The sequence below is a fragment of the Stenotrophomonas sp. YJH_SMC_133 genome (assembly GCF_059370655.1).
In genome coordinates, this window is sequence record NZ_JCAFTW010000002.1 from 22,833 (window position 1) to 48,186 (window position 25,354).

Here is a 25,354-nt window from a genome sequence, read left to right on the forward strand (position 1 = left end):
AGCGGATCACCGGCGCAGGCTGGCAGGGCCGTCGTGGAGTGCGGGTGATGGAATCTGCCCGTTCAGGAAACGAGGGGCGCCGTCGACCCTGGGCAGGTCAGTAGCGCCAGTCGAGCTTGCGGTAGAACTTGGCCATCACCCAGGCCGGGCCGATCAGCAGGTAGGTCAGGTCGGTCAGGAAGCTGGGCTTGCGGCCCTCGAACTTGTGGCCGATGAACTGCGCGATCCAGGCCACCACGAACACGCCCACCGCCAGCCAGAACAGGTTGTGCAGGCCGATTTCGGCCTCCAGCAGGCGGCACAGGCAGCCGAACACGAAGAACTGGATGAGCATGCCGATGCCCAGCGGGCGCGACAGTTTGTTGTAGAAGCACCAGGCGCTGAACATCGCGAACGCCGACCAGATGCCGTACTGGAACCAGGTGATCAGCGGCGGCAGGCACCAGAGCAGAGCCACCACCGACCACAGGATCGCCGGGACCGCCACCACGTGGATGCGCTGGTTGATCACATTGCGGTGGTCGTCGGAGTAGCTGGCGAAATAGCGGTCGATCGGCCGCGCAAGCTCGGTGGATGTCTGCATGCTGCGTTGCTTCCTCGGACAACGGTAGTGCCGGCCGCTGGCCGGCACTCCAGAGCATAGCCGAGTTCATGAGGTTGCCGGCCAGCGGCCGGCACTACCAGAGCCAGGCCATGCCTGGCTGCAGGTGTTCGCGAGGTTGCCGGCCAGCGGCCGGCACTACCGAACGCGCCCCCCGCCTTTCCGGCCGGGGGCGCAGGCGCATCAGTCGACGCTGATCCCGGCCAGGCGCTGCAGTGCCTCGGCATACTTGGCGCGGGTGCGCTCGATGATCTCGGCCGGGATGGTCGGGCCCGGGGCGGTCTTGCCCCAGTCCAGCGTCTCCAGGTAATCACGCACGAACTGCTTGTCGTAGCTCGGCGGGCTGGTGCCCACTTCGTACTCGTCGGCCGGCCAGTAGCGCGAGGAATCCGGCGTCAGCATCTCGTCCATGATGTACAGGCGGCCATCGGCGTCGGTACCGAACTCGAACTTGGTATCGGCCAGGATGATGCCGCGCTCGCGGGCGTAATCGGCGGCGAACTTGTAGATGCGCAGGGTGGCGTCGCGCACGCGCTCGGCCAGTTCCGCACCGACCTGCTTCACCATTGCATCGAAATCGATGTTCTCGTCATGGTCGCCGACAGCGGCCTTGGTCGAGGGGGTGAAGATCGGCTCGGGCAGCTGCTCGGCCTGGCGCAGGCCGTCGGGCAGGTCGATGCCGCTGACCTTGCCGGTGCGCTGGTAATCCTTCCAGCCGCTGCCGATCAGGTAGCCGCGGGCGATTGCTTCCACCGGCACCGGCTTCAGCTTGCGGGTGACCACCGCGCGCCTGGCATACAGGGCCGGGTCCACCCCTTCGGGCAGCACGCTGGCCACGTCGATGCCGGTCAGGTGGTTGGGCATCAGGTGCGCGGTCTTGGCGAACCAGAAGTTGGACACCTGGCAGAGCATCTCACCCTTGCCCGGGATCGGGTCGGGCAGGACCACGTCGAACGCCGACAGGCGATCGGTGGCCACCATCAGCAGGTACTCGCCCGGCGGGGTTCCGGCTGGCAGCCGCTCGCGCGGGATATCGAACACATCACGCACCTTGCCGCGATGGCGCAAGGGCAGGCCGGGGAGATCGGATTGCAACAGCGTGGTTGGCACGGGCACTCCTGGGGCGTTGTCGATACGGCTGCTGCCCAACGGACCCGGCGGGCCCGCTGACCAGCGGGCGGCCTAGTGTAAAGCCGTCCGGGCCCGCTGTGACGTAAAATGAGCGTCCATTTCGTCGGTCGACCCCGGAGCGCCATGCGCTGGTACGGAAAACTGCTCGGATTCATCGCCGGCGCCCTGCTGTTCCGGCCCAATCCGCTGTTCGGGGCGGTGGTCGGCCTGCTGATCGGCCATGCCTTTGATTCGGACTGGTTCCGCCTGAACAAGGAGAACCCGTACCGGGAGCTGGGGCTGACCTCCGAGGCCACCGATGCCGAGGTCGAGCGCGCCTACCGCAAGCTGATCTCGCAGTACCACCCCGACAAGCTTGGCGGCGCCGCCCCCGAGCTGCAGCAGCAGGCCGAGCAGAAGTCGCGGCGCATCAACGCCGCCTACGACCGCATCAAGACCCTGCGCAAGCGCTGACCCCTTTCCCCTCGTTGCAAGGCCCGGCCATGTCCCACTGCCTCATCGCCCCCTCCATCCTGTCCGCCAACTTCGCCCGCCTCGGCGAGGAAGTCGACAACGTCCTCGCCGCTGGCGCGGACTGGGTCCACTTCGACGTGATGGACAACCACTACGTGCCGAACCTGACCATCGGCCCGATGGTCTGCCAGGCGCTGCGCAAGCACGGCGTGACCGCGCCGATCGACGTGCACCTGATGGTCGAGCCGGTGGACCGCATCATCCCGGACTTCGCCGAGGCCGGTGCCACCTACATCAGCTTCCACCCGGAGGCGAGCCGCCACGTGCACCGCACCATCCAGCTGATCCGCTCGCTGGGCTGCAAGCCGGGCATCGTGCTGAACCCGGCCACGCCGGTGGACATCCTCGACTGGGTGCTGGAGGACCTGGACCTGGTGCTGCTGATGTCGGTCAACCCGGGCTTTGGTGGCCAGGCCTTCATCCCCTCGGCGCTGGACAAGCTGAAGGTGGTGCGCAAGATGATCGATGCCAGCGGCAAGGACATCCGCCTGGAGATCGACGGCGGCGTGAAGGCCGACAACATCGGCGAGATCGCGGCTGCCGGTGCCGACACCTTTGTCGCCGGCTCGGCCATCTTCAACGCCAAGACCAGCTACCAGGACGTGATCGCGCAGATGCGCGCCAACGTCGCCGCCGCCCGCTGACAAAAAGGGGACGGAGGGGATTAATCTCGTTTAATTCCCTCCGTCCCCTTTATCTGCGCATGGCACTGTTGAACATCCGTCCGGCCACCGTGGCCGATGCTGGCCTGATCCTGCATTTCATCCACGAACTGGCCATCTACGAGAAGGCCGAGCATTCGGTACAGACCGATGAGATCGGCATCGCCGAGAGCCTGTTCGGCGCCGATGCCACGGCGCGCGCGTTGATCTGCGAAGCCGACGGCGAGGCCATCGGCTATGCGGTGTACTTCTACAACTACTCCACCTGGCTGGGCCGCAAGGGCATCTACCTGGAAGACCTCTACGTCAGCCAGGAAAAGCGCGGCGTGGGCGCCGGCAAGGCACTGCTGAAGTACATCGCACGCCAGGCCGTAGCCGAGGGCTGCGGTCGCTTCGAATGGTCGGTGCTGGACTGGAACACCCCGGCCATCGAGTTCTACACCGCTGCCGGTGCGAAGCCGCAGGACGAGTGGACCGTGTACCGGCTGCAGGGCCAGGCGCTGCACGATTTCGCCAACGGGTGAAGCGAAGTGCATCCACGCATGGTGTGGATCTACCAACCGGGTGGGTGCGAACCGCAACCCGGGGGGGGAGCGAACCGCAACTTGGGGGGGGGGAGCGAACCGCAACCTGGTGGGTGCGAACCTTGGTTCGCACTCCCTGCACATCCCAAAAAAAAGCCACGCCAATCACTGGCGTGGCCTCGCTGCATGCGTGGGAGGCTGATCCTGCCTCCATCCGTCGTCCCTGCTATGGACTCCCATTCTCCGGTAGCTGAATGACATCTGCGTGACATTCACCGCAGGCAAACAGCGCATTGCTAGCCTGTGCCACCGCATCCCTGGAAGCTCTGCATGACCACCCCGCGCTGGCGCCTGATCCTCAACGGCAAATCCGCCGGCAATGATGAGTTGCGCGACGCCGTCGGCCATTGGCGCGGACAGGGCGTGCAGCTGGAAGTGCGGGTGACCTGGGAGGACGGTGACGCCGAGCGCTATGTCGCCGAGGCGATCGACCATGGCGTGGATGTGATCGTGGCCGCCGGTGGCGATGGCACGCTCAGTGCGGTGGCCGAGACACTGGCGCATCGTGAGGAGCTGGCAGATGCGCTGCCCTCGCTGGCGCTGATCCCGATGGGGACCGCCAACGATTTCGCGACTGCGGCCGGCATACCGACCGAACCGAAGGAGGCCTTCGCCTTGATCGGGCAGGCGACGCCGCATGCCATTGACCTGTTGCGCGTGGACGCCGATGGCACCCAATGGTGGTGCGCTAATCTCGCCAGCGGTGGCTTCGGCACGCAGGTGACGGTGGAGACGGATGCGGGCTTGAAGAAGATGCTGGGCGGGCTGGCCTATGTGATCACCGGCATCGCCAAGCTCGGCCGCATCGAGCCGATCACCGCACGGTTGTCCGGTCCGGACTTCGCGTGGGAAGGCGACTTCATTGCGCTCGGCATCGGCAATGGTCGCCAGGCCGGTGGTGGCCAGCAGTTGTGCCCGCAGGCACTGATCGATGATGGGTTGCTGGATGTGACGGTGCTTCCGGAGCTGGAAGGGGAGGTCACCGCCACCCTCGGCCAGATGCTGAAGTCCGGCACCCAGGCTGCGCTGGAACAGCTGGCCACGCGTGCGCGGCTGCCGTGGCTGGAGGTCGCATCCGAGCGCCCGCTGACCCTCAATCTGGATGGCGAGCCGGTACAGGCCCGCCAGTTCCGCATCGAGTGCGTGCCGGGCAGGGTACGGATGCATCTTCCGGCTGGCTGCCCATTGCTGGGTGGGTAGGGGAGGTAGAGTCGACTGTTAGTCGACTGCTTCTCGTTCCGACGGCGTAAAACCCCGCGCTACGCGCGCAAGTCGACCAACAGTCGACTCTACCGGTCCGCGTCGTCGGTTCCCGTGGCTGGCCCCGCCCGTCCCGTGGTTCAGTTTCCCAGGGTTCCCCTGCCGTCCAAGCTGCGATACAGTCAAGGGGTGTCCAGCCTGACGACCCCGCATACCCTTTCTTCCGCACGCCGTTGGTGGCGATGGTGGCCCGTTGCCGTCGTCCGCCCCCATAACGCTGTGTCCCGGAAGGAAAGTCGTCTTGAACTCGCACGCTCAGTTTCAGCAGCAGGCCGCTGAAGGCCACACCCATATTCCCGTCGTCCGCGAAGTGCTGTCCGACCTGGACACGCCGCTTTCGGTCTATCTGAAGCTCGCCGACGGCCCCAATACCTACCTGTTTGAATCTGTCGAAGGCGGCGAGCGCTTTGGTCGTTACTCGATCATCGGCCTGCCGGCGCGCCGCGTGTACGCCTTCCACGGCCACACGCTGACCGTGCGCGAAGACGGCCAGGTGGTGGACACCCGCGAGGTGGCCGACCCGTTCGCCGAGGTCGAGGCGCTGCGCAGCGCCCACTCGGTGCCGAAGCTGGAAGGCCTGCCGGGCTTCACCGGTGGCCTGGTCGGCTGGTTCGGCTTCGAGTGCATCGGCTACATCGAACCACGCCTGGCCCCGCCGGCCGGCCGCGATGAGCTGGGCACGCCGGACATCCTGCTGCTGGACTCCAACGAGCTGGCCGTGTTCGACAACCTCAAGGGCCGCCTGTACCTGATCGTGCACGCCGACCCGCGTGTCGACGGCGCCTTCGAACAGGCGCAGGCGCGCCTGGATGCACTGACTGCCAAGCTGCGCGCGCCGGGCGCCGGCTATCCGGCACCGCTCAACAGCGATGTGCTGGATGAATCCGATTTCGTCTCCGGTTTCACCCGCGAAGGCTTCGTCGATGCGGTCCAGCGCAGCAAGGAATACATCCGCGCCGGTGACATCTTCCAGGTGGTGCTCAGCCAGCGCCTGAGCGTGCCGTTCAAGGCGCGGCCGGTGGATGTGTACCGCGCGCTGCGTGCACTGAATCCGTCGCCGTACATGTATTTCCTGGATGTCGGCGACCTGCAGGTGGTCGGCTCCTCGCCGGAAATCCTGGTGCGCCTGCAGGATGGCGAAGTCACCGTGCGCCCGATCGCCGGTACCCGCCCGCGTGGCGCCACGCCCGAGCAGGACCTGGCGCTGGAAGCCGAGCTGCTGGCCGACCCGAAGGAACGCGCCGAGCACCTGATGCTGATCGACCTCGGCCGCAACGATGCCGGTCGTGTGTCCAGGGCGGGCACCGTGGAAGTGGGCGAGCAGTTCGTGATCGAGCGCTACAGCCACGTCATGCACATCGTCAGCGAAGTGACCGGGCAGCTGCAGCCGGGCCTGAGCTACGCCGACGTGCTGCGTGCCACCTTCCCGGCAGGCACCGTCAGCGGCGCGCCGAAGATCCGCGCGCTGGAAGTGATCCGCGAGCTGGAACCGATCAAGCGCAATGTCTACGCAGGCAGCATCGGCTACATCGGCTGGCACGGCGATGCCGATACCGCGATCGCGATCCGCACCGCGGTGATCAAGGACGGCCGCCTGTACGTGCAGGCCGGCGCCGGCATCGTCTACGACTCGGACCCGGACAAGGAATGGGACGAGACGATGAACAAGGGCCGCGCGCTGTTCCGCGCCGTTGCCCAGGCTGCCAAGGGCCTGTAAGCCTGCCTCGCCACGGCGCCGCGCCGTGGTCGTTCCGCTGTTCCCGTTGAAGACAAGGAGTACCGCATGAAGCTGCTGAGCGCATTGCTGTGGTCGTCACTGCTGGCCACGATGGCCCCGTCTGCGTGGGCGCAGGCCAATACCATTCCCTCGCAGCCGCACCTGCTGGTGAAGGGCGAGGCGCGTCGCGTGGTGATGCCGGACCGGTTCGGCCTGCAGTTGAACATCGAAGAGACCGGCATGGACGCCGACGCCGCGCGCCGCCGCGTGCAGGACAACGTTGCCCGCGTGCTGGCACTGTTCAAGCAGCACAAGGCGGTGGAAGGCAGCGTGCGCGCGGACAACCTGCGGATTGGTCCTGCGACGCGCTATGAGCAGAATCGGCAGGTTTTCATCGGCACCCGCGTGTCACGCCAACTGCGCGCCAGCTTCGCCAGCGTCCAGCAGATGCAGGACGTGCTGGGGGCGCTGAAGGCCAACGAGAACGTGCAGGTCAGCAGCGTGGCCCCGACCTACTCGGGCGAAGTGGCGCTGCGCCGCGAACTCAAGGGCGAGGCGGCGGCCCAGACCCGCCAGTCTGCGCAGGGCCTGGCCAAGGCCTACGGCACCCAGCTGCGTGGCCTGTACAGCATCTCCGATGTGGCGCCGAACTTCGCCTATGGCGTGCAGGCGGGCAACTGGCCCAGCAGTGGGGATCTGGTGACGCCGCCCTCGCCGCCCGCGCCCGAGGCACCGATGAACAGCATCGAGACCACGGGCTCGCGCCTGCGCGAGTCGGTGGAAGCCGGCCCCATCACCTACACCGAAAACGTGTACGCCATTTTCCTGATAAGCGACGGAACCTGACCATGTTGTGGATGATCGACAACTACGACAGCTTCACCTACAACCTCGTGCAGTACCTGCAGACGCTGGGCGCCGAGGTGAAGGTGGTGCGCAACGATGCAATGAGCGTGGACGAGATCGCCGCGCAGAAGCCCGAGCGCATCGTCATCTCGCCCGGCCCGTGCACGCCCAACGAAGCGGGCGTGTCGCTGGAACTGATCGAGCGCCTGGGCCCGACCACGCCGATCCTCGGCGTGTGCCTGGGCCACCAGGGCATCGGCCAGGTCTACGGCGGCACGGTCATCCGTGCCGGCAACATCATGCACGGCAAGACCTCGCCGATCCGCCATGAAGGCAAGGGCGTTTTCGCTGGCCTGCCGGACCGCTACCAGGCCACCCGCTACCACTCGCTGGTGGTGGACAAGAACAGTCTGCCGGACTGCCTGGAAGTGACTGCCTGGACCGAGAACGACGACGGCTCGATCGAAGAGATCATGGGCCTGCGCCACCGCCAGTTCCCGGTGGAAGGCGTGCAGTTCCATCCCGAGTCCATCCTCACCGAACACGGCCACGCCCTGCTGCGCAATTTCCTGCAGCGCCCGGCGGCCTGATCCAAGGAGCATTCCCATGAGCTTCTCCCCCCAGGAAGCCCTGCATCGCACCATCGAACATCGCGAAATCTTCTTCGACGAAATGGTCGACCTGATGCGGCAGATCATGCGTGGCGACGTGTCGCCGATGATGACCGCCGCCATCCTCACCGGCCTGCGTGTGAAGAAGGAAACCATCGACGAGATCGCCGCTGCGGCCACGGTCATGCGTGAATTCGCGCTGGCCGTGCCGGTGGCCGATACCACCCACCTGGTCGACATCGTCGGCACCGGGGGCGATGGCTCGCACACCTTCAACATCTCCACCTGTGCGATGTTCGTCGCCGCTGCGGCCGGTGCGCGCGTGGCCAAGCACGGCAACCGCAGCGTGTCGTCCAAGTCCGGCAGCGCCGATGCGGTGGAAGCGCTGGGCGCGGCCATCGAGCTGCAGCCGGCCCAGGTGGCCGCCGCGATCGAACAAACCGGTATCGGCTTCATGTTCGCGCCCATCCACCATCCGTCGATGAAGGTGGTCGCGCCGGTCCGCCGCGAGATGGGCGTACGCACCATCTTCAACATCCTTGGCCCGCTGACCAACCCGGCCAGCGCGCCGTCGGTGCTGATGGGCGTGTTCCACCCCGATTTAGTGGGTATCCAGGCACGCGTGCTGCGCGAGTTGGGCACCGAGCGCGCGATGGTGGTCTGGGGCCGTGACAACATGGACGAGATCTCGCTGGGCGCCGGCACCCTGGTCGGCGAACTGCGCGACGGCAAGGTGCGCGAGTACGAGATCCACCCGGAGGACTTCGGCATCGCCATGTCGGCCAGCCGCAACCTGCGCGTGGACGGCCCGGAACAGTCCATCCAGATGCTGCGCGCCGTGCTCGACAACGAGCCGGGCCCGGCGCTGGACATCGTCGCGCTGAATGCCGGTGCCGCCCTGTACGTGGCCGGTGTGGCCAGCGACATCGGCGATGGCCTGGCCCGCGCCCGTGCCGCCATCGCCAATGGCAGCGCCCGCCAGCGCCTGCAGCAGTATGTGGAGACCACCCGCGCGCTGGTTGCCTGAGCGCGCGGTTCAGCCTGACCCTCTCGATGGCCGATAATGGCCGTCCTCACCGCCCCCCGCACCGACCCGAAGACGATGAGCGACATCCTGCAGACGATCCTGGCCCGCAAGGCCGAAGAAGTGGCCCAGCGCCGCGCCCAGCGCCCGCTCGAGGAGCTGCAGGACGCCGTGGCCAGCGCCCCGCCGGTACGTGGCTTCGTGCGCGCGCTGCAGGCGGCGGTGGCCAATGGCGACCCGGCGGTGATTGCCGAGGTGAAGAAGGCCAGCCCCTCCAAGGGCGTGATCCGCCCGGATTTCCGCCCGGCCGACATCGCCGTCAGCTACGAGTTCGGTGGCGCCAGCTGCCTGTCGGTGCTGACCGACGTGGACTTCTTCCAGGGCGCCGACGCCTATCTGCAGCAGGCCCGCGAAGCCTGCACGCTGCCGGTGCTGCGCAAGGATTTCGTCATCGACGCCTACCAGGTGTACGAGGCGCGCGTGCTGGGCGCCGACTGCATCCTGCTGATCGTCGCCGCGCTGGACGATACCCAGCTGGCCACGTTGTCCGAGCTGGCGCTGTCGCTGGGCATGGACGTGCTGGTGGAAGTGCATGACATCGACGAACTGGAGCGCGCGCTGCAGGTGCCGGCGCCGATGATCGGCATCAACAACCGCAACCTGCGCACCTTCGAGGTGTCGCTGCAGACCACGCTGGACATGCAGCAGGCGGTGCCGCGTGACCGCCTGCTGGTCACCGAGAGTGGCATCCTCGGCCCGCAGGACGTCGCGCTGATGCGCGATGCCGGCATCCATGCATTCCTGGTCGGCGAGGCCTTCATGCGCGTGGAAGAGCCGGGCGAGGGCCTGCGTCAGCTATTCTTCGCGGCATGACAACGCACTATCCGACGCCGCGCGACGATGCGCCGCTGGTGGTCTTCGATTTCGACCACACCCTCTACGACGGCGATTCGGGCACCCATCTGTTCGCCTCGCTGATCAAGCGCAACCCGCTGCGCATGCTGGCCGCGCTGCTGGTCACGCCGATCGCCGGGCCGTTGGTGGCGATGCTGCCGACCCGCCGAACGGGTATTTCGGTCTACGTGTGGATCGGCAGCTTCGGCCTGCACCGTGCGCGCGATTTCAACAAGGTGATCGATGCCTACGTGCTGCGCAACGAGGCGCAGATGCGCGCCAAGCTGCTGCCGCAGGCGCTGGAGGTGTTCGCCGCGCACCGCGCCAAGGGCGACCGTGTAGTGGTCGCCACCGGCGCGCCGCCGGAACTGGCCCGCGCCATCCTGGCGTTCGTTGCCCACCAGGACGTGCCGGTGATCGGCACCGAGGTCGGCCCGCGACTGGGCGGCGTCGGCCCGACCCGCCACTGCCACAACGAAGAAAAGATGCGCATGCTGCGCGAGCGCGGCTACGGCAATATCGACATCGCCTACTCCGACAGCACCGCCGACCTGCCGTTGCTGCTGGCCGCCAAGGCGCCGGTGGTGGTGAACCCGAAGCGATCCAGGGTGGACTTCTTCCGCCGCGTGCTGCCGGCCGGCACCCGCATCCTCAACTGGGGCTGCGTGGACCGCGGCGGCGACAAGGCGTAACGCGCGGAATCCGCCGGGGATGGGATGACGGAGTGCCGGGCTGCGACCCGGTAGTGCCGGCCGCTGGCCGGCAACGTCATGATCTGCGGAAGGGCCTGCGGGGTTGCCGGCCAGCGGCCGGCACTACCGAATCCCGTGCAGGCAGCGCCGGGCCATGCCCGGCAAACGCTCAGCGCCCCAGCTGCCCGTACACCGCATGGCCGATCTGGAACAGGCTGATCCCCAGCACCAGCACGCCAACGGCCACCAGCACCCAGCGCTCCTTCACCCGCTTGACCAGGATCGCCGCCACCGGCGCGGCCATCATGCCGCCGATCAGCAGGCCGGCGACGATCTGCAGGTGCTGCACGCCCATCGACAACAGGAAGGTCGCTGACACGGTCAACGTGACCACGAACTCGGCCGCGTTGACCGTACCGATGGTGGTGCGCGCCTGGCCGCCACGGGCGAGCAGGGTGGACGTGGCGATCGGTCCCCAGCCGCCACCGCCGCTGGCGTCCAGCAGGCCCGCGAAGAAGCCCAGCACCGGTACCCGGCGGATCTCGCCCTTGGGCATCCAGCGCCCCGCGGCGCGCGCCAGGATGATGATCGCCAGCACCAGCAGGTACAGGTAGATGAGGGGGCGGATGATGTCGCCGGGGATCTGGGTGAGCACGTACGCGCCCAGGGCGCCGCCCACCGCACCGGGCAGGGCCAGCCGCAGGAACAGGCGTTTATCGACATTCCCGGCGGCGAGGTGCGACACGCCCGAGGCACCGGTGGTGAACACTTCAGCGGTGTGGATGCTGGCGCTGACCTGCGCCGGTGGCAGGCCCATGCTCAGCATCACCGACGAGGACACCAGGCCGAAGGCCATGCCCAGTGCGCCGTCAACCAGCTGCGCGCCAAGGCCGATGAGGATGAACCACCAGAATTCGCTGCTCAGTTCCATGCACCGAGCCTAGCGCGCGAAGGAGTGCGGACCAAGGTCCGCACCCACCGGGTGCTCAACCGTCAACGGGTGCCGTACAGCACCACGGTCTTGCCGCGGGCATGCAGCAGGCCGTCGGTCTGCAGCTTCTTCAGCACGCGGCCGGCCATTTCGCGCGAGCAGCCGACCAGGCGCGCCAGTTCCTGGCGTGACACGCGCAGCTGGCTGCCCTGCGGATGGCTCATCGCTTCTGGTTCCTGCGCCAGATCGTGCAGTGTGCGCACGATCCGATCGGTAACATCCAGGAATGCCAGGCGACTGGCCTTGCGGCTGGTATCGAGCAGGCGCTTGGAGATCTGCTGGCCCAGCGCATACAGCAGGCGCGGGGCGTCGGCCGACAGCGGGCCGAGGAACAGCTGGTGCAGGCGCTCGTAGCTGATTTCGGCCAGTTCGCAGGCGGTACGGGTCCGCAGGATCACCTCGCGGCGGTCCGATTCGACGAACAGGCCCATTTCGCCAACGAACTCGCCGGCACCGAAGTAGCCCAGCACAAGCTCTCGATCGTCATCTTCCTCGGCCATGATTGAAACCGAGCCGCTGACAACGTAATACAGGGTTCCCGCCGGGTCACCGGGTCGGAAGACGTCGGTACGGGTGGGATATCGCCGCCGGTGGCTGTGCGCCAGGAAACGATCGATGGTGGCGATATCCAAGGCCAGTGGACTGCTAGCTAGGCGCACGGTTGACACGATAGGGGCGCTCCCTCTGCGCATGAACGGATTCACGGGGTCGATAGCGGAGCTTAACCAGCGCAATTGTTAAGGGCAAACAGTGTGCCAGAACTCTTGCGTCTTCACGTTCCCCCCGGGGGCAGTTTGCCCCATAATTCCCCCTTTCCCTTCTTACACAGGAATCGACCGCCGTGGTCAAGCCGTTGCCTCGCCTGAGGCTGCAGGGTTTCAACAACCTCACCAAGGCGCTGAGCTTCAACATCTATGACGTGTGTTACGCGCGCACCGAAGAGGAGCGTCAGCGTTACATTGAATACATCGATGAAGAGTACAACGCCGACAGGCTGACTCAAATCTTGACCGATGTCGCCGAGATCATCGGCGCCAACATCCTGAACGTGGCCCGCCAGGACTACGACCCGCAGGGTGCCTCGGTGACCATCCTGATCTCCGAAGAGCCGGTGATCGACAAGAAGCTGGCCGGCAAGGAGCTGATCTCCGACGCCGTGGTCGCGCACATGGACAAGAGCCACATCACTGTCCACACCTACCCGGAAACCCATCCGCAGGAAGGTATCGCGACGTTCCGCGCGGACATCGACGTGGCCACCTGTGGCGTCATCTCCCCGCTGAAGGCCCTGAACTACCTGATCGAGAGCCTTGAGTCGGACATCGTGATCATGGACTACCGCGTCCGTGGCTTCACCCGCGATGTGAAGGGCAAGAAGCACTTCATCGACCACAAGATCAACTCGATCCAGAACTTCCTGGCCAAGAACATCAAGTCGCGTTACGAGATGTTCGACGTCAACGTCTACCAGGAAAACATCTTCCACACGAAGATGCACCTGAAGGACTTCGACCTGGACCAGTACCTGTTCGAGGAAAAGGCCAAGAACCTGTCGTTCAAGGAACGCATGAAGATCGAAGCGCTGCTCAAGCGCGAGATCGAAGAGCTGTTCCACGGCCGCAACCTGTCCGAGTAAGCACCATGTGCGATGCCCGCAGGCATCGCCACCCAGGCGGGACGACCCGCCCCGTGGAACCAGTGCCCCCGCACGCGTTACAGTTCCACGGTGATGTACCGACCCACGGCCCGGTGTGAAAACACCGGGCCGTTTCGTTTTTTTCAAAAAAGGTAAGGAGCCCCCACCCATGCCCTGGATCTACCTGCTGCTGGCCGGCCTGTTCGAGATCGGTTTCGCCCTCGGAATGAAGTACTCCGAAGGCTTCAGCAAACCCCTGCCCACCGCTGCCACGGTGGTATCCGCGCTGATAAGCCTGTACCTGATGAGCCAGGCGATGAAGAGCATCCCGGTCGGCACGGCCTACGCGATCTGGACCGGTATCGGTGCCATGGGCGTGGCGGTGCTGGGCATCTACCTGTTCAACGACAGCGCATCGCCGGCCCGCCTGGCCTGCGTGGGCCTGATCGTGGCTGGTGTGATCGGCCTGAAGCTGGTCTCGCCGAACTGATTGATGGCCCGACCAACGGTCGGGCCCCACCGTCGCCCCCCCGCATCTCCTGGTAGGCCCGCACCGTTGGTGCGGGCGACCCTTCAAATGCGGTAGGCGATGGTCTTCATCACCCTGGAGGCCAGTGCCATCACGCCCGGGATCGGGAACGGCAGGCGGCGAGCGCCGGCCTGCTCGGCGTGGTCCGCATGGCGGGCCTCGTCTTCCTTCATCACCGCGATGACCGCGCGGCTGCGCAGGTCGCCGGCCGGCAGGTCGACCAGGTGCTCGTCCAGGTGGGCCTCCACCTGGCGCTCGGTCTCGACCACGAAGCCCAGGTTCCAGCCGTCGCCGCGCAGCCCGGCCAGGGTGCCGATGGTGTAGCTGCCGGCGTACCAAAGCGGGTTGAACAGGCTCGGACGGCTGTCCAGTTCGGCCAGCCGGGTGGCGCACCAGGCCAGGTGGTCGGTTTCTTCCTGCGCCGCTTCCAGCAGGTGTTCCCGCGTGGCCGGGTCGCGCGCCACGGCGGCCTGGCCGAAGTACAGGCCCTGCGCGCAGACCTCGCCGACGTGGTTGATCCGCATCAGGCCTGCGGCATGGCGCCGCTCGGCGCTGTCCATGCCGGGCTCGCCGGTGTCCGTGGCGGGGTAGGGGCGGGCCGCCGGCGGATTGCCGAACACTGTGTCCAGGGCGCGCTGCGCCTCGGTCAGCAGGTGGTCCAGCGGAGTGGTCTGGCGGAGCACGGTCATGGCAGTACGCGGTGGGGCGGAAGACCCCCCGATTCTCGCCCGGCCCCGCGCCCCTGCCAACCCGGCCCAGGGGACGGGTTGCGCTCCCGCGGCAGGATGAGTACAATCCCGCCTCTTACGCTTCACCTTTTCACAACGCGTGGCAGAGTTCCGGCGAGCCTTTCGCCGCAATGAGCCCGACCTAACCTAGAGTTCTTCATGAGCACTTTCACTGCCAAGAACGAGACCGTCCAGCGCGACTGGTACCTCGTCGACGCCGAGGGCAAGACCCTGGGCCGTCTCGCCACCGAGCTGGCCCGCCGTCTGCGTGGCAAGCACAAGCCGGTCTACACCCCGCACGTTGATACCGGCGACTACCTGGTCGTCATCAATGCAGAAAAGATTGCCGTCACCGGCAAGAAGCTGCAGGACAAGATGTATCACCGTTTCACCGGTTACATCGGCAACCTGAAGACCGAATCCCTGGCACAGGCGCTGGAGCGCCACCCGGAGCGCGTGATCGAGATCGCCGTGAAGGGCATGCTGCCGAAGGGCCCGCTGGGTCGCCAGATGTACCGCAAGCTCAAGGTCTACGCTGGCACTGAGCATCCGCACGCCGCACAGCAGCCGCAGGTTCTGGATATCTAATCATGGCTATCACTCAAAACTACGGCACTGGCCGCCGCAAGTCCTCCACCGCTCGCGTGTTCCTGCGCAAGGGTTCGGGCAACATCACCGTCAATGGCCGTCCGCTGGACGAGTTCTTCGGTCGTGAGACCGCGCGCATGATCGTGCGCCAGCCGCTCGAGCTGACCAAGAACACCGAAAGCTTCGACATCCTGGTCACCGCCGCTGGCGGCGGCACCACCGGCCAGGCCGGTGCGATCCGTCTGGGCATCGCCCGTGCTCTGGTCGAGTATGACGAAACCCTGAAGTCCGAGCTGCGCAAGGCTGGCTTCATGACCCGTGACGCCCGTGAAGTCGAGCGTAAGAAGGTCGGTCTGCACAAGGCCCGTCGCGCCACCCAGTTCTCCAAGCGCTGATTTACCGCGCCTGGTTGGGCTCCTTCGGGAGCCCGCTGGATGGAAAAGCAAAAGCCCGGCTTCGGCCGGGCTTTTGTCGTTCCGGGGTCATGGATTTCCTGGTTGCCGGCCAGCGGCCGGCACTACCCGTGGTTTCGCGTGCCGGGAGGGTGGGGTCAGGGCCTTTCCCTGCGGAAAAGGATCCGACCCCCGGGGTTCTCTCTGGGGAAGAGTCCCCTTGTTGTTCAAGGGGGTGTGCCGACAGGCGCGGGGACAAGGTGGAATGCGCGACCAGATTAAAAACAAAAGGCCAGATCTTTCGATCTGGCCTTTTGTTTTTAATCTGGCTGCCCCGGATGGATTCGAACCACCGAATGCCTGAGTCAGAGTCAGGTGCCTTACCGCTTGGCGACGGGGCAAAACGTGCAACTATTTTCTCACTTTTCACGCTGAAAAACAACTTGATTTTCAGTGTGGTGGCTATGGGTGGACTCGAACCACCGACCCCAGCATTATGAGTGCTGTGCTCTAACCGGCTGAGCTACATAGCCTTGGTGAGCCCGCTATTCTGCGGATGTGTACCGCCCCTGTCAACACTTTTGTGTCGTGCTTGTGGGCCGACAGAGGGCATGGGATAGTCCCGGCCAGTAGATTTTCTTAGGAGTCCGCATCGTGATCGATCCGGACGGCTATCGACCGAACGTCGGCATCGTGCTGATGCGGCAGGACGGCCAGGTGTTCTGGGCACGACGCGTGCGCCGGGACGGCTGGCAGTTCCCGCAGGGTGGCATGAACACCGACGAGACGCCTGTCGAGGCCATGTATCGTGAACTGCAGGAAGAGACCGGCCTGCTGCCCGAGCATGTGGAAGTGCTCGGGGCGACGCCCGGCTGGCTGCGCTACAAGCTGCCGGCGCGGGCCATCCGCCGCAATGAGCGGCAGGTCTGCATCGGCCAGAAGCAGGTCTGGTTCCTGCTGCGCCTGACCGGCGACGAATCCCACGTGAAGCTGGACCACACCGACTCGCCCGAGTTCGACCACTGGCGCTGGGTGGACTTCTGGTACCCGGTGGAGCATGTGGTGATGTTCAAGCGTGGCGTCTATGCGCGTGCGTTGCGACATCTGGCGCCGCTGGCCCGCGGGGTGGCCGGGCAGGGGGTTACCGCCATGCCCAAGAGCGCCGCCGAAGCCTGGATGCCTGGCCATACCGCCGGGCACGACCGCCCACGCAAGCGCCCTCGGACCCGCGGCTACTGGCCGAAGAAGGCCACGGGCGATGGCCCGGCCAGCTGACGGGCTGAACGGTATCGAGAATGGTTCAGGTCTCTGATTGACAACCATTCTCGTTTCCATTGGAATAGCCAACAGGCCGCTTCTGGCCTGCCAGCCCGGTTCACGCCTGTGTACGTCTGCATCTGCAACGGAGTCACCGACCACCAGATCCGCGAAGCCGCCAGCCATGGCGTCAGTACGGTGGCCGAACTGACCATGCGTACCGGCTGTGGCGCTACCTGCGGTTCCTGCCTGGACATGGCCGGCGATCTGCTGGCCAAGGCGCGTGCCACCCACGATCTGCCGCTGCCGGTATTGGGTCTGGCCCAGGTCGCCTGATCGTCTCTTGGCGGCGCGTTGACGGCGCGCTTTCGCATTCTTCACGTGCGGCCGCACAGGCCAATGCGCACGATTCGCGTTCCTTCACGGCTGCAGGCAAGGCGTTAAAGTGCCTGCGTTTTCAGCGTGCAGGAGCATCCCCATGAAGGGCGACACCAAGGTCATCGAATTCCTCAACAAGGTCCTCTACAACGAGCTGACCGCGATCAACCAGTACTTCCTGCATGCCAAGATGCTGAAGAACTGGGGCATCAAGGAACTGGCCGAACACGAGTACAAGGAATCGATCGACGAGATGAAGCATGCCGACATGCTCGCCGACCGCATCCTGTTCCTCGAAGGCCTGCCGAACTTCCAGGCGCTGGGCAAGCTGCGCATTGGTGAGAACCCGACCGAGATCCTGCAGTGCGACCTGTCGCTGGAACGCGATGGCGTGGTCACCCTGCGCGAGGCCGTGGCGTATGCCGATTCGGTCGGCGACTACGTCAGCCGCCAGCTGTTCGTGAAGATCCTTGATTCGGAAGAAGAGCACATCGACTGGCTGGAAACCCAGCTCGACCTGATCGAGCGCATCGGTGAACCGAAGTACCTGCTGAGCAAGCTGGAAGAGTGAGTCAGCCGGCCTGGCCGGCGCGATGCTGTGCCAGGTAGCCCGTCAGTGCAACGCGCGCTCGGGCGAATTCCGCAACCAGCAGCGCCACCGCTACTGCGGGGCGCTGCAGGCTGCCGCTGCGGGCTTCGTGCTCGATGCGCTGCGCGACTGACGACAGCGACAGTGCGCCCACGTTCGCGCTGGATGACTTGAGGCTGTGCGCGACGGCCTGCAGGCGAGGCTCCTCGCCGTTCTGCGCGGCCTGCTGCAGCTGCTGCACCATTGCCGGCGCATCCTCCAGGAACACCGAGACGATCTGGATGGCGCTCTCCCCGATCACTGCATGCAGTTCGTCCAGCACGTCGCGGTCCAGCACCGGCTGCGGCTTGGAGCCGACTCGGCTGTCATCGTCCTGTAGAGCCGAGCCATGCTCGGCTGATGGAGCGCGTCGGCTATCGGCCGTCAGCCGGGCATGGCTCGGCTCTATCGAAGGCCGTGCAGGTGATGCGGTTTTGCCGCCGCCCCAGCGCTGCAGCAGCGCATGCAGGGTGGCGCGTGCAATCGGCTTGGACAGATAGTCGTCCATGCCGGCCTGCAGGCAGCGCTCGCGGTCACCGGCCATGGCATTGGCGGTCATCGCGATGATCGGCAGGCGCGGGCGCCCGTTTTCCACTTCCTCGGCGCGCCAGCGGCGGGTGGCGGCATAGCCGTCCAGCACCGGCATCTGGCAATCCATCAGCACCACATCCACGTCGCCTTCGCGCAGGGCAAGCAACGCCTGCTCGCCATCGGCGGCGTTGCGCACTTCGCACTGGAACACGCGCAGCAGCTGCTCGGCCACCATGCGGTTGACCGTGTTGTCCTCCACCAGCAGCACGCGCAGGTGCAGCGGCGGCAGCGTGGGCGTGGGCTGGCCCTGTCCGGCGTTGGCCAGCAGCGCGGCAGGGCGCGCATGCGCAACCGGTGCAGCCAGCAGTGCATGCAGCCCAGCGTCGTCGAAATGCGAGGGTAGCTGCCGCTGGCGTGGGCGTGGCGGAAGGGCATCGTCCTGCAGCCACAGCACCTGCAGCCCGTCGTCTTCGCCACGTTCGGCCAACGCCTGTTGCAGCGTCGCTTCACCGATGCGGCGCGCACGTGCATCGACCAGCAGCCACGCCGGTGCCGGTTGCCCCGGCCTCGGCACCGCGCGCAGGCGCTCGACCACGGCATCGAACTGCGCCAGGGCGTGCACCAGCAGTCCATGATGGGCCGCGATGCGCTCGATGCGTGCCTGCAGGATGGCATCGCTACTGAACAGCAGCAGCGCGTCTGGCGTGCGCGCCATGGCCGGCAGGTCGCCGGGCACCTTCAACAACGGGATCTCGAACCAGAACGTGGCGCCCTGGCCGGGCGTGGACAGCACGCCGATGCGCCCGTGCATCAGGTCGATGATGCGCTTGCAGATCGCCAGGCCCAGGCCGGTGCCACCGTAGATGCGGGTCGTTGAGGCATCGGCCTGGCTGAAGGACTGGAACAGGCGCGCCTGCAGTGCGTCGTCGATGCCGATGCCGGTGTCGATGATCTCGAAGCGCAGCTGGTGCTGTGCGGGACCTTCGCCCAGGCGCTGCACGCGCAGCTGTACCTGGCCGCGCGCGGTGAACTTGATCGCGTTGGCCAGCAGGTTGCTCAACACCTGGCGCAGGCGTACCGGGTCGCCACGCACCGGCAGGCGCACCGACGGGTCCAGCTGCAGCCCCAGCGACAGGCCCTTGGCGTCGGCGGCGCGCTGCATCAGCTGCACCACGCCATCGAGCAGGTCGCGCAGGTTGAAGCTGGTGATCTCCAGTTCCAGCGCCTGTGCTTCCAGCCGCGAGTAGTCGAGGATGTCGTCGACGATGCGCAGCAGCTGCTGCGAGCTGGCCGAGGCGGTGGCCAGCATCTGCCGCTGGTCCTCGCCCAGCGGGCCGCGTGCGATCAGCTCCAGCATCGGCAGGATGCCGTTGAGCGGCGTACGGATCTCGTGGCTCATCGTGGCCAGGAACTCACCCTTGGCCAGCACCGCCGCCTCGGCGGCCTGCTTGGCCTGCAGCAGCTGCTGTTCCAGCTGCCCCTGTCGTTCGGTGGTGCGGCGCAGCTGGTCACGTTCGGCGGCCAGCAGGCTGCGCTCGCGCTGCAGCTGGGCCAGTGCCCGGTTGCGCGCGCGCAGCCGCAGGCCCAACAGCAGCGCGCTGATGGAGGCCGCAGCAAGGGCAACCAGCAGCGCGACCCACATCGGCACGTCAGAGCACCGCGTTGTGGAAGTCGAAGTTCAGATCGCTGCCGGCCGACTGCACCATGTTGCCCTGGATGTAGTCGACACCGCCCACCCACATCGCGGCGGCGGCCTGCGGATCTTCGATCTGCTGGCCGATGATCTGCTGCCCGGCGGCGTGCGCCCGCTCGATTGCCCGGCGCAGCTCTTCGCGCGTGGCCGGATTGGAATGACTGCTGGAGAAGCGCGCGGCCATGCGCACGAACGACAACGGCAGCTGGGTCAGCAGCGCATCGGCTTCGCCCCCGGGTTCGAACTGGCTCAGGCAGAAGCGCACGCCGACGCCGGCCATGCGCTGGCAGAACTGCTGTAGCGGCACGGTATGGATCAGCGCGTCGGGCAGGCGGACGTCGATCACCAGCGCGCTGCCGGGCAGGTCGCGCTGCTGCAGCGATTCCAGCAGCCAATCCGCGAACGCATCGCGTTGCAGGGTGCGCAGCGACTGCGAAACGAACAGGTTCAATGGTTGCGTCGCGTGCCGGTAAAGGTCGAGAAGGCCCAGTGCATGGTCCATCACCTGCTGGTCGAGATCGGCGATGCGCCCGGCAGCCTCTGCGGCCGGAATCACCTGGCCTGCCGCCAGCAGCGTACCGTCGGCCTGGCGAAGGCGCAGCAGCAGCTGGTACTGCGCGGTGTTGCCGCCGGCGACGGCGACGATCGGCTGGTAGGCCAGCTCAAGCTGGCCTTCCAGCAGTGCCAGGTGTTCCTGCTCGCTGGTCACGTCGCGGTGCACGTGGCCGGCCACGCCGGCGCTGAGCAACCGTGCCTGCAGGGTGGTGCGCTCGACTGCCTCCAGCGCGCTGTTGGCATCGTCGAAGCCCGGCGACAGCGGTGCATAGCCGACCACGCCCCGCAGATGCACCGATTCGTCATCGCGGATCACGAAGGCCCGCGCCGACAACTGCTCGCGCAGCGCAGCGGCAATGCTTTCCAGGCTGTCCTCGCTGACATTGCGCGCAAGCAGCAGGAAGCTGTTGTCGTTCAGGCGCGCCAGCAGGTGCGGGTGGCCGGCTTCTGCCAGGCGTTGCCCGGCCTGCACCATCAGGCGCTCGAAGGCGGCATAGCCATAGCGCTCGCGCAGGCCCAATGCGCTGGATATCTCGACGAACAGCACGCCGCCCTGGTCGCGGTGGGCGAGCGCGGCGTTGAGCTGCTGCAGCACGTGATGCCGCGTCGGCAGCCCGGTTTCCGGATTGCTGGTGGCCGGGGTGCCGGATACGCCGGGCAGGGTTGCGGCCTGCGCCCGCGCACGGCGGATGCGGTTGGCCACGGCGGCGATCAGGTGGCGCGGGCGGATCGGCTTGCTCAGGTAGTCGTCGGCGCCACTGTCGAGCACCTCGAACTGGCGTTCCGGGTCCGGGTCGCCGCTGAGGAACACGATGGGCAGCAGCTGCAGGCCGGGCTGCTGGCGGATCAGCGCGGTCAGCCGCATGCCGTCCAGACCGGGCAGGTGCAGGTCCATCAGGATCAGGTCGGGGCGATGTTCCTTGATCGCCTGCAGCGCACCGTCGGCATCGCTGTGCACGATCGCCTGCATGCCGGCGCCATGCAGCACGCTCTGTGCGAACAGTGCCTGGGCGCGATCATCCTCGACGATCAGCACGCGGTAGGGCGAATCGGAATGCAGCGGTGCCGGGTCATTGCCGCCGGCCTCGGCCAGCAGGGATGGGCCGGGCAGCGGCGGCGGTGCGCTGCCGATCGATGCGGGTGCGTCGGAGGCGGCCAGCGGCGGAACCGCTGCCGGCGCTGCGGCGACGGCGCTCGCCGGTTCAGCGGTCCAGCGTTGCCAATGATCGGCCGGAGGGGTTTCAGCGCGTCCCGGGCGGGCGCCCGCGGGGGATTCGTTTGCGGCCATCGGTGCTCCTGGTGTTCGCGTCCATTATGCGACAAGCCCGGCGATCAACCGGTGCCGGGCTGGCGTGGACTGTCGGGCGATGCACTGCGTGCCAGCCAGCGCACGCCCTTCCACAGGGTGCGCCAGACCAGCCACACCAGCAGCGCGCCCGCCAGGCTGCAGGCCAGCACCACGATCAGCGCGATCCATGGGTGTGCCAGGGCCAGGGCCAGACCACCGACCACCACGGTGTCCTCGGCGGCGGAGGCCACCCAGTTGCTGGCAGGCTCGGGCGAGGTATTGAGCAGGGCGCGGGTGCCTGCCTTCAGGCCGTGGCTGGCCAGCGCGACACCTGCACCGGCAGCAAGTGCGCCGGTGCCCAGCTGCCCATCCGGCGACAGCGTGGCTGCGGCAAGGAAGGCACCTGCGGGTACACGTGCCAGGGTCTGCACCAGATCCCACGCCGAGTCGACGCCGGGAATCTTGTCGGCGAAGAATTCGGTCACCGCCAGCGCCGCCGAGGTGCCCAGCACCCACCACGATTCAGTGGCCTGCAGGGCCGGTGGCAGGTCGACCCAGCCGAGCAGGCCGGCCAGGCCGACACCGAATACGGTGAGGTAGACGCGGATGCCGGCCAGCCAGGCCAGCAGGATGCCGATCACGAACAGGTGGGCTTCGGTCATGGCGATGCTCCGGCGACGGAACTGTGCAGGGGACCACACTATCGACGATGGCATGCCTGAACGCCACAGACCGTGGCTCGCCACTGCGCAGGAAACCCACCCGTCCTGTCATACACTAGCCCGTCGTTTGCCACAGGGGCCGTACCGGTGTCGCCCTCGCGATGCCCCGGAATCCACCCATGACCAACCGTCCTCCCATGCGCGTGCAGGTCCGCCTGCCCGGCGCGCCGCAACCGCCGGCCGACCGCCGCCGCCTGCTGGTGATCGGCGGCATCTGGCTGCTCAGCCTGGTGCTGGCGGTGCTCGGCGGCTGCTGGATGGCCACCCCGCGCGATGCGCAGGGCCAGCGCCTGCAGGCCGCCGAGAAGCGTGCCGAGACGCTGCAGGCGCAGCTGACCGAACTGCGCCAGAAGCAGGCCACGCTGGAAGCCTCCGACCGCATTAGCCGCGCCGCCAACACCGAGGTGCAGTCCTCGCTGGCCGAGCGCGATGAGGAAATCGCCGGCCTGCGTGCCGACGTTGCCTTCTATGAGCGCCTGGTGGGTTCGACCAGCCAGCGCAAGGGCCTGAACACCCATTCGATCGAGTTCAGCCCGGAAGCGGCCGGCACCTGGCAGTACACCGCGGTGCTGACCCAGAACCTCAACCGCGGCGCCATCAGCCAGGGGCAGATGCGCTTCACCGTGGAAGGCGTCAAGAACGGCAAGCTGGCCACGATCAGCTGGGATGATCTGCACCAGCGCAGCAAGGTACCGGGACAGGATTACTCGTTCCGGTACTTCCAGCAGCTCACCGGCAGCGTGATGCTGCCGGCTGACTTCACCCCGCAACGCGTGCGGGTGACATTGGGGAGTGGTACGGGGGGTACCACCCAGGTATTCGACTGGAAACAGGCCGGTGCGCCGGCCAGCAAAGGGGAGTAGGCAGATGTTCGGAAGCAGCAAATCCAACCGTGAAGGCCAGCTGGTGGTGGATGCCCTGATCGGCAACCAGGTGGTGATCCGCGGTGATGTGGAATTCAGTGGTGGCCTGTACGTGGAAGGCCGCATCCATGGCAAGGTGATCGCCGCCGAAGGCGCCAGTGGCGCGACCCTGACGGTCGCCGAGCATGGCGTGATCGAGGGCGAGATCCGTGCCCAGGTGGTGGTCATCAGTGGCCGCCTGGACGGCGACGTGCACGCCAGCGAGAAAGTCGAACTGACCCCGAGCGCGCGGGTCAACGGCAACGTCCATTACCAGGTGGTGGAGATGAATGCGGGCGCCCAGCTGAACGGTCGCCTGATCCATGCCAGCGCCCCGATGGCCGCCCTGCCGGCCCCGGAAGCTGATGAGGCCAATGGCGGCAAGGGTGACACCGCCGCACGCCGCAAGCTGGCCGAGGCGATGGCTTGAAAGCCATCGTCGGCATCCCCATGCTGACACCATGAGCACGCTAGTCTCCCTGCCCGGCGCCACCCCGGCCGCCGCGCCCGATTACCAGTCGCTGGAGCGCCCGCTGAACTTCACCGAGTCGGCGGCCGCCAAGGTCAAATCCCTGATCCAGGAAGAGGGCAACCCCGACCTGGCCCTGCGCGTGTACATCGAAGGTGGTGGCTGTTCGGGTTTCCAGTACGGGTTCGAGTTCGACGAGAACCGTGCCGAGGACGATCTGGCGGTACAGACCAGCGGGGTGACCCTGCTGGTCGACCCGTTGAGCCTGCAGTACCTGATGGGCGCCGAGGTGGACTACACCGAGAGCCTGACCGGTGCACAGTTCGTGATCCGCAACCCGAACGCAAAGACCACCTGCGGCTGCGGCAGCAGTTTCAGCATGTAGGCGGGGCGCGGGGCCTGCGTCCCGCGCGACAAGGTGTGTGGAGCAAGCTCCACACCCACAGACGGCTTCGGCAAAGCCCGCGGCTTGCCACCCGCATCGATTGGCGGCACGCTTGCAGGATGCCCAATACTCCTTCGCCGCTTTCCGGTTTCGCCTTCGTGGGCGAACCGCTGGAGCGCGCCGATGCCCTGCGCGAAGATGCCGATGCACTGGCGCGCCTGTGGCCGGGCGCGCACATTCTGGTGCTCGATCAGGGCGGCAGCGCCTTCACCGGCGATGACGACCAGCCGCTGGCGCTGACCGGCGCCGACATCGGCGGCGGTCCCGGCTCCGCGATCTTCCTCGGCCTGCGCGGGGAACAAGCGTGGTTCTCGGTTGAAGCCGCCAGCGTCACCGTCACCGCACCACGTCGCCTCGACCTGCGCCAGGCCGCGCTGCTGTGGTCGGTGGCTGATGCGACCGCTTTCAGCTACGCACGTGGCATGTCCTACTGGCACTCGCGCACCCGTTTCTGCGGGGTATGCGGTGGTGCCGTGGCGTTCGCCCGCGGCGGCTTCGTGGGGCGTTGCGCGCAGTGTTCCACCGAGCACTACCCGCGTGTCGACCCCGCGGTGATCGTGGCGGTTGAAAACCAGGGCCGCCTGCTGCTCGGCCGTCAGTCAAACTGGGCGCCACGTCGCTACTCGGTGCTGGCCGGCTTCGTCGAACCGGGCGAGACCTTCGAGCAGACCGTGGTACGCGAAGTCCACGAAGAGAGCAAAGTGCGGGTGACCGCTTGCCAGTATCTGGGCTCGCAGCCGTGGCCGTTCCCGGGCGCACTGATGGTCGGCTTCCGGGCGCAGGCGCAGGATGACCTGCCGACCGTGGACGGCGAGCTCGAAGACGCGCGCTGGTTCAGTGCCGACGAGGTCGGCGCGGCACTGGCGCGCGATGTGGAGGACGATGGCCAGGGCATCCGCCTGTCGCCGCCGATCTCGATTTCGCGCGGCCTGATCGAGCACTGGTACCGGCAGCAGAAGGGCTGAGGCGGGCCGGCTGGGGTGATTGCATTGCCGCCACCTGAACACGGCACGGGTTACAGTCCGGTTCACCGCTGAGGGCGCCGCTGCGACAGGTAAGGTAGCGGCGCCGAGCGTTCTGTTTCGTA

The 25,354-nt window shown here is 66.7% G+C and carries 29 protein-coding genes and 2 tRNA genes; 21 read left to right on the forward strand and 10 right to left on the reverse strand.

Translation table 11 applies throughout. The annotated features are described in order from the left end of the window. Positions 1 to 97: 97 nt before the first annotated feature. Both AC5P78_RS02610 and AC5P78_RS02615 read right to left on the reverse strand, forming a co-directional pair. A complete protein-coding gene (locus tag AC5P78_RS02610; RefSeq protein ID WP_005411329.1) occupies positions 98 to 583 on the reverse strand; it encodes an Mpo1 family 2-hydroxy fatty acid dioxygenase in 486 nt (161 codons plus the stop codon). 201 nt (positions 584 to 784) lie between these two features. Further along, positions 785 to 1,711 (reverse strand): phosphoribosylaminoimidazolesuccinocarboxamide synthase, encoded by a 927-nt coding sequence (locus AC5P78_RS02615; RefSeq protein ID WP_043034284.1) that lies wholly within the window; start codon positions 1,709 to 1,711, stop codon positions 785 to 787. Between the two features lie 144 nt (positions 1,712 to 1,855). On the opposite strand from AC5P78_RS02615, the gene AC5P78_RS02620 reads away from it, so the two are divergent. From AC5P78_RS02620 to AC5P78_RS02665, 10 genes are all read left to right on the forward strand, one after another. Next, positions 1,856 to 2,185 carry a J domain-containing protein gene (locus tag AC5P78_RS02620; protein WP_005411327.1) on the forward strand — a complete coding sequence of 110 codons (330 nt, stop codon included), beginning with the start codon at positions 1,856 to 1,858 and terminating at the stop codon, positions 2,183 to 2,185. A 29-nt stretch (positions 2,186 to 2,214) separates the two neighbouring features. Next, on the forward strand, positions 2,215 to 2,889 hold the full coding sequence (rpe, locus tag AC5P78_RS02625; protein WP_005411326.1) for a ribulose-phosphate 3-epimerase: 675 nt from the start codon (positions 2,215 to 2,217) through the stop codon (positions 2,887 to 2,889). Positions 2,890 to 2,948: 59 nt separating this feature from the next. Then, complete coding sequence (locus tag AC5P78_RS02630; protein ID WP_062605509.1) at positions 2,949 to 3,431, forward strand: GNAT family N-acetyltransferase; 483 nt, start codon at positions 2,949 to 2,951, stop codon at positions 3,429 to 3,431. A 330-nt stretch (positions 3,432 to 3,761) separates the two neighbouring features. Next, a complete protein-coding gene (yegS, locus tag AC5P78_RS02635; RefSeq protein ID WP_005414700.1) occupies positions 3,762 to 4,691 on the forward strand; it encodes a lipid kinase YegS in 930 nt (309 codons plus the stop codon). A 301-nt stretch (positions 4,692 to 4,992) separates the two neighbouring features. Next, complete coding sequence (trpE, locus tag AC5P78_RS02640) at positions 4,993 to 6,468, forward strand: anthranilate synthase component I (RefSeq protein WP_024957679.1); 1,476 nt, start codon at positions 4,993 to 4,995, stop codon at positions 6,466 to 6,468. Positions 6,469 to 6,534: 66 nt separating this feature from the next. Then, positions 6,535 to 7,314: an SIMPL domain-containing protein gene (locus AC5P78_RS02645; protein WP_414498647.1), complete on the forward strand. Its 780-nt coding sequence runs from the start codon at positions 6,535 to 6,537 to the stop codon at positions 7,312 to 7,314. 2 nt (positions 7,315 to 7,316) lie between these two features. Next, positions 7,317 to 7,904, forward strand: coding sequence for an anthranilate synthase component II (locus AC5P78_RS02650; protein ID WP_012481439.1), 588 nt, complete (start codon positions 7,317 to 7,319; stop codon positions 7,902 to 7,904). Positions 7,905 to 7,920: 16 nt separating this feature from the next. Further along, on the forward strand, positions 7,921 to 8,952 hold the full coding sequence (gene trpD, locus AC5P78_RS02655; RefSeq protein ID WP_049395616.1) for an anthranilate phosphoribosyltransferase: 1,032 nt from the start codon (positions 7,921 to 7,923) through the stop codon (positions 8,950 to 8,952). 75 nt (positions 8,953 to 9,027) lie between these two features. Continuing rightward, positions 9,028 to 9,822: an indole-3-glycerol phosphate synthase TrpC gene (gene trpC / locus AC5P78_RS02660; protein ID WP_099526969.1), complete on the forward strand. Its 795-nt coding sequence runs from the start codon at positions 9,028 to 9,030 to the stop codon at positions 9,820 to 9,822. Next, positions 9,819 to 10,535, forward strand: coding sequence for a haloacid dehalogenase-like hydrolase (locus AC5P78_RS02665; RefSeq protein WP_005411318.1), 717 nt, complete (start codon positions 9,819 to 9,821; stop codon positions 10,533 to 10,535). The genes trpC and AC5P78_RS02665 overlap by 4 nt, the downstream gene beginning before the upstream one ends. Positions 10,536 to 10,704: 169 nt before the next feature. Here AC5P78_RS02665 and AC5P78_RS02670 read toward each other — a convergent pair whose 3' ends face one another. Beyond that, entirely contained in the window at positions 10,705 to 11,466 is a 762-nt protein-coding gene (locus AC5P78_RS02670) for a sulfite exporter TauE/SafE family protein (RefSeq protein ID WP_076739673.1), read from the reverse strand. Between the two features lie 62 nt (positions 11,467 to 11,528). Continuing rightward, positions 11,529 to 12,218, reverse strand: coding sequence for a cAMP-activated global transcriptional regulator CRP (crp, locus tag AC5P78_RS02675; protein WP_012481435.1), 690 nt, complete (start codon positions 12,216 to 12,218; stop codon positions 11,529 to 11,531). A 149-nt stretch (positions 12,219 to 12,367) separates the two neighbouring features. Between crp and speD the strand changes: the two genes are divergently transcribed. Then, positions 12,368 to 13,162 carry an adenosylmethionine decarboxylase gene (gene speD / locus AC5P78_RS02680; protein ID WP_005411315.1) on the forward strand — a complete coding sequence of 265 codons (795 nt, stop codon included), beginning with the start codon at positions 12,368 to 12,370 and terminating at the stop codon, positions 13,160 to 13,162. A 169-nt stretch (positions 13,163 to 13,331) separates the two neighbouring features. After that, on the forward strand, positions 13,332 to 13,652 hold the full coding sequence (locus AC5P78_RS02685; RefSeq protein WP_005411314.1) for a DMT family transporter: 321 nt from the start codon (positions 13,332 to 13,334) through the stop codon (positions 13,650 to 13,652). A gap of 83 nt (positions 13,653 to 13,735) precedes the next feature. Here AC5P78_RS02685 and coq7 read toward each other — a convergent pair whose 3' ends face one another. Further along, positions 13,736 to 14,380, reverse strand: coding sequence for a 2-polyprenyl-3-methyl-6-methoxy-1,4-benzoquinone monooxygenase (gene coq7, locus AC5P78_RS02690; RefSeq protein WP_005411313.1), 645 nt, complete (start codon positions 14,378 to 14,380; stop codon positions 13,736 to 13,738). Positions 14,381 to 14,578: 198 nt separating this feature from the next. Here coq7 and rplM point away from each other — a divergent pair, with 198 nt between their 5' ends. Together rplM and rpsI are read left to right on the forward strand one after the other, a co-directional pair. Then, positions 14,579 to 15,007 carry a 50S ribosomal protein L13 gene (gene rplM / locus AC5P78_RS02695; protein ID WP_005414692.1) on the forward strand — a complete coding sequence of 143 codons (429 nt, stop codon included), beginning with the start codon at positions 14,579 to 14,581 and terminating at the stop codon, positions 15,005 to 15,007. Between the two features lie 2 nt (positions 15,008 to 15,009). Continuing rightward, entirely contained in the window at positions 15,010 to 15,402 is a 393-nt protein-coding gene (rpsI, locus tag AC5P78_RS02700; RefSeq protein ID WP_005411311.1) for a 30S ribosomal protein S9, read from the forward strand. A gap of 323 nt (positions 15,403 to 15,725) precedes the next feature. Here rpsI and AC5P78_RS02705 read toward each other — a convergent pair. Both AC5P78_RS02705 and AC5P78_RS02710 read right to left on the reverse strand, forming a co-directional pair. Next, positions 15,726 to 15,800 (reverse strand) — tRNA-Gln (locus AC5P78_RS02705). A gap of 55 nt (positions 15,801 to 15,855) precedes the next feature. After that, a tRNA-Met gene (locus AC5P78_RS02710) sits at positions 15,856 to 15,932 on the reverse strand. A 121-nt stretch (positions 15,933 to 16,053) separates the two neighbouring features. On the opposite strand from AC5P78_RS02710, the gene AC5P78_RS02715 reads away from it, so the two are divergent. From AC5P78_RS02715 to bfr, 3 genes are all read left to right on the forward strand, one after another. Then, positions 16,054 to 16,674 carry an RNA pyrophosphohydrolase gene (locus AC5P78_RS02715; protein WP_005411310.1) on the forward strand — a complete coding sequence of 207 codons (621 nt, stop codon included), beginning with the start codon at positions 16,054 to 16,056 and terminating at the stop codon, positions 16,672 to 16,674. Between the two features lie 108 nt (positions 16,675 to 16,782). Continuing rightward, entirely contained in the window at positions 16,783 to 16,992 is a 210-nt protein-coding gene (locus AC5P78_RS02720) for a (2Fe-2S)-binding protein (RefSeq protein WP_005411309.1), read from the forward strand. A gap of 142 nt (positions 16,993 to 17,134) precedes the next feature. Then, positions 17,135 to 17,605 (forward strand): bacterioferritin, encoded by a 471-nt coding sequence (bfr, locus tag AC5P78_RS02725; protein WP_005414691.1) that lies wholly within the window; start codon positions 17,135 to 17,137, stop codon positions 17,603 to 17,605. A gap of 1 nt (position 17,606) precedes the next feature. On the opposite strand, the gene AC5P78_RS02730 is transcribed toward bfr, so the two are convergent. The 3 genes from AC5P78_RS02730 to AC5P78_RS02740 are packed head-to-tail and all read right to left on the reverse strand — an operon-like array spanning position 17,607 to position 22,391. After that, positions 17,607 to 19,841: an ATP-binding protein gene (locus tag AC5P78_RS02730; RefSeq protein WP_111188976.1), complete on the reverse strand. Its 2,235-nt coding sequence runs from the start codon at positions 19,839 to 19,841 to the stop codon at positions 17,607 to 17,609. 1 nt (position 19,842) lies between these two features. After that, the gene (locus AC5P78_RS02735; protein ID WP_099561825.1) at positions 19,843 to 21,729 is read right to left on the reverse strand and encodes an EAL domain-containing protein; all 1,887 of its coding nucleotides are present in this window, start codon (positions 21,727 to 21,729) and stop codon (positions 19,843 to 19,845) included. Between the two features lie 44 nt (positions 21,730 to 21,773). Then, positions 21,774 to 22,391: a DUF4126 domain-containing protein gene (locus AC5P78_RS02740; protein WP_005411305.1), complete on the reverse strand. Its 618-nt coding sequence runs from the start codon at positions 22,389 to 22,391 to the stop codon at positions 21,774 to 21,776. A gap of 179 nt (positions 22,392 to 22,570) precedes the next feature. Between AC5P78_RS02740 and AC5P78_RS02745 the strand changes: the two genes are divergently transcribed. The 4 genes from AC5P78_RS02745 (at position 22,571) to nudC (ending at position 25,232) form a co-directional block, all read left to right on the forward strand. Further along, positions 22,571 to 23,314: a DUF6776 family protein gene (locus AC5P78_RS02745; protein ID WP_005411304.1), complete on the forward strand. Its 744-nt coding sequence runs from the start codon at positions 22,571 to 22,573 to the stop codon at positions 23,312 to 23,314. A 4-nt stretch (positions 23,315 to 23,318) separates the two neighbouring features. Continuing rightward, positions 23,319 to 23,783 carry a bactofilin family protein gene (locus AC5P78_RS02750; protein ID WP_024958552.1) on the forward strand — a complete coding sequence of 155 codons (465 nt, stop codon included), beginning with the start codon at positions 23,319 to 23,321 and terminating at the stop codon, positions 23,781 to 23,783. 31 nt (positions 23,784 to 23,814) lie between these two features. Beyond that, entirely contained in the window at positions 23,815 to 24,207 is a 393-nt protein-coding gene (erpA, locus tag AC5P78_RS02755; protein ID WP_005411302.1) for an iron-sulfur cluster insertion protein ErpA, read from the forward strand. 119 nt (positions 24,208 to 24,326) lie between these two features. Then, positions 24,327 to 25,232 (forward strand): NAD(+) diphosphatase, encoded by a 906-nt coding sequence (gene nudC / locus AC5P78_RS02760; RefSeq protein ID WP_043034289.1) that lies wholly within the window; start codon positions 24,327 to 24,329, stop codon positions 25,230 to 25,232. Positions 25,233 to 25,354: the final 122 nt, after the last annotated feature.

Coding starts and splice junctions, on each gene's coding strand:
- AC5P78_RS02645 (WP_414498647.1), top strand. CDS start 6,535: ATGAAGCTGCTGAGCGCATTGCTGTGGTCGTCACTGCTGGCCACGATG.
- nudC (WP_043034289.1), top strand. CDS start 24,327: ATGCCCAATACTCCTTCGCCGCTTTCCGGTTTCGCCTTCGTGGGCGAA.
- bfr (WP_005414691.1), top strand. CDS start 17,135: ATGAAGGGCGACACCAAGGTCATCGAATTCCTCAACAAGGTCCTCTAC.
- rpsI (WP_005411311.1), top strand. CDS start 15,010: ATGGCTATCACTCAAAACTACGGCACTGGCCGCCGCAAGTCCTCCACC.
- AC5P78_RS02670 (WP_076739673.1), bottom strand. CDS start 11,466: ATGGAACTGAGCAGCGAATTCTGGTGGTTCATCCTCATCGGCCTTGGC.
- AC5P78_RS02630 (WP_062605509.1), top strand. CDS start 2,949: ATGGCACTGTTGAACATCCGTCCGGCCACCGTGGCCGATGCTGGCCTG.
- crp (WP_012481435.1), bottom strand. CDS start 12,218: ATGCGCAGAGGGAGCGCCCCTATCGTGTCAACCGTGCGCCTAGCTAGC.
- AC5P78_RS02610 (WP_005411329.1), bottom strand. CDS start 583: ATGCAGACATCCACCGAGCTTGCGCGGCCGATCGACCGCTATTTCGCC.
- AC5P78_RS02620 (WP_005411327.1), top strand. CDS start 1,856: ATGCGCTGGTACGGAAAACTGCTCGGATTCATCGCCGGCGCCCTGCTG.
- rpe (WP_005411326.1), top strand. CDS start 2,215: ATGTCCCACTGCCTCATCGCCCCCTCCATCCTGTCCGCCAACTTCGCC.
- AC5P78_RS02735 (WP_099561825.1), bottom strand. CDS start 21,729: ATGGCCGCAAACGAATCCCCCGCGGGCGCCCGCCCGGGACGCGCTGAA.
- erpA (WP_005411302.1), top strand. CDS start 23,815: ATGAGCACGCTAGTCTCCCTGCCCGGCGCCACCCCGGCCGCCGCGCCC.
- AC5P78_RS02650 (WP_012481439.1), top strand. CDS start 7,317: ATGTTGTGGATGATCGACAACTACGACAGCTTCACCTACAACCTCGTG.
- coq7 (WP_005411313.1), bottom strand. CDS start 14,380: ATGACCGTGCTCCGCCAGACCACTCCGCTGGACCACCTGCTGACCGAG.
- AC5P78_RS02665 (WP_005411318.1), top strand. CDS start 9,819: ATGACAACGCACTATCCGACGCCGCGCGACGATGCGCCGCTGGTGGTC.
- yegS (WP_005414700.1), top strand. CDS start 3,762: ATGACCACCCCGCGCTGGCGCCTGATCCTCAACGGCAAATCCGCCGGC.
- trpD (WP_049395616.1), top strand. CDS start 7,921: ATGAGCTTCTCCCCCCAGGAAGCCCTGCATCGCACCATCGAACATCGC.
- AC5P78_RS02685 (WP_005411314.1), top strand. CDS start 13,332: ATGCCCTGGATCTACCTGCTGCTGGCCGGCCTGTTCGAGATCGGTTTC.
- AC5P78_RS02740 (WP_005411305.1), bottom strand. CDS start 22,391: ATGACCGAAGCCCACCTGTTCGTGATCGGCATCCTGCTGGCCTGGCTG.
- rplM (WP_005414692.1), top strand. CDS start 14,579: ATGAGCACTTTCACTGCCAAGAACGAGACCGTCCAGCGCGACTGGTAC.
- AC5P78_RS02750 (WP_024958552.1), top strand. CDS start 23,319: ATGTTCGGAAGCAGCAAATCCAACCGTGAAGGCCAGCTGGTGGTGGAT.
- AC5P78_RS02745 (WP_005411304.1), top strand. CDS start 22,571: ATGACCAACCGTCCTCCCATGCGCGTGCAGGTCCGCCTGCCCGGCGCG.
- trpC (WP_099526969.1), top strand. CDS start 9,028: ATGAGCGACATCCTGCAGACGATCCTGGCCCGCAAGGCCGAAGAAGTG.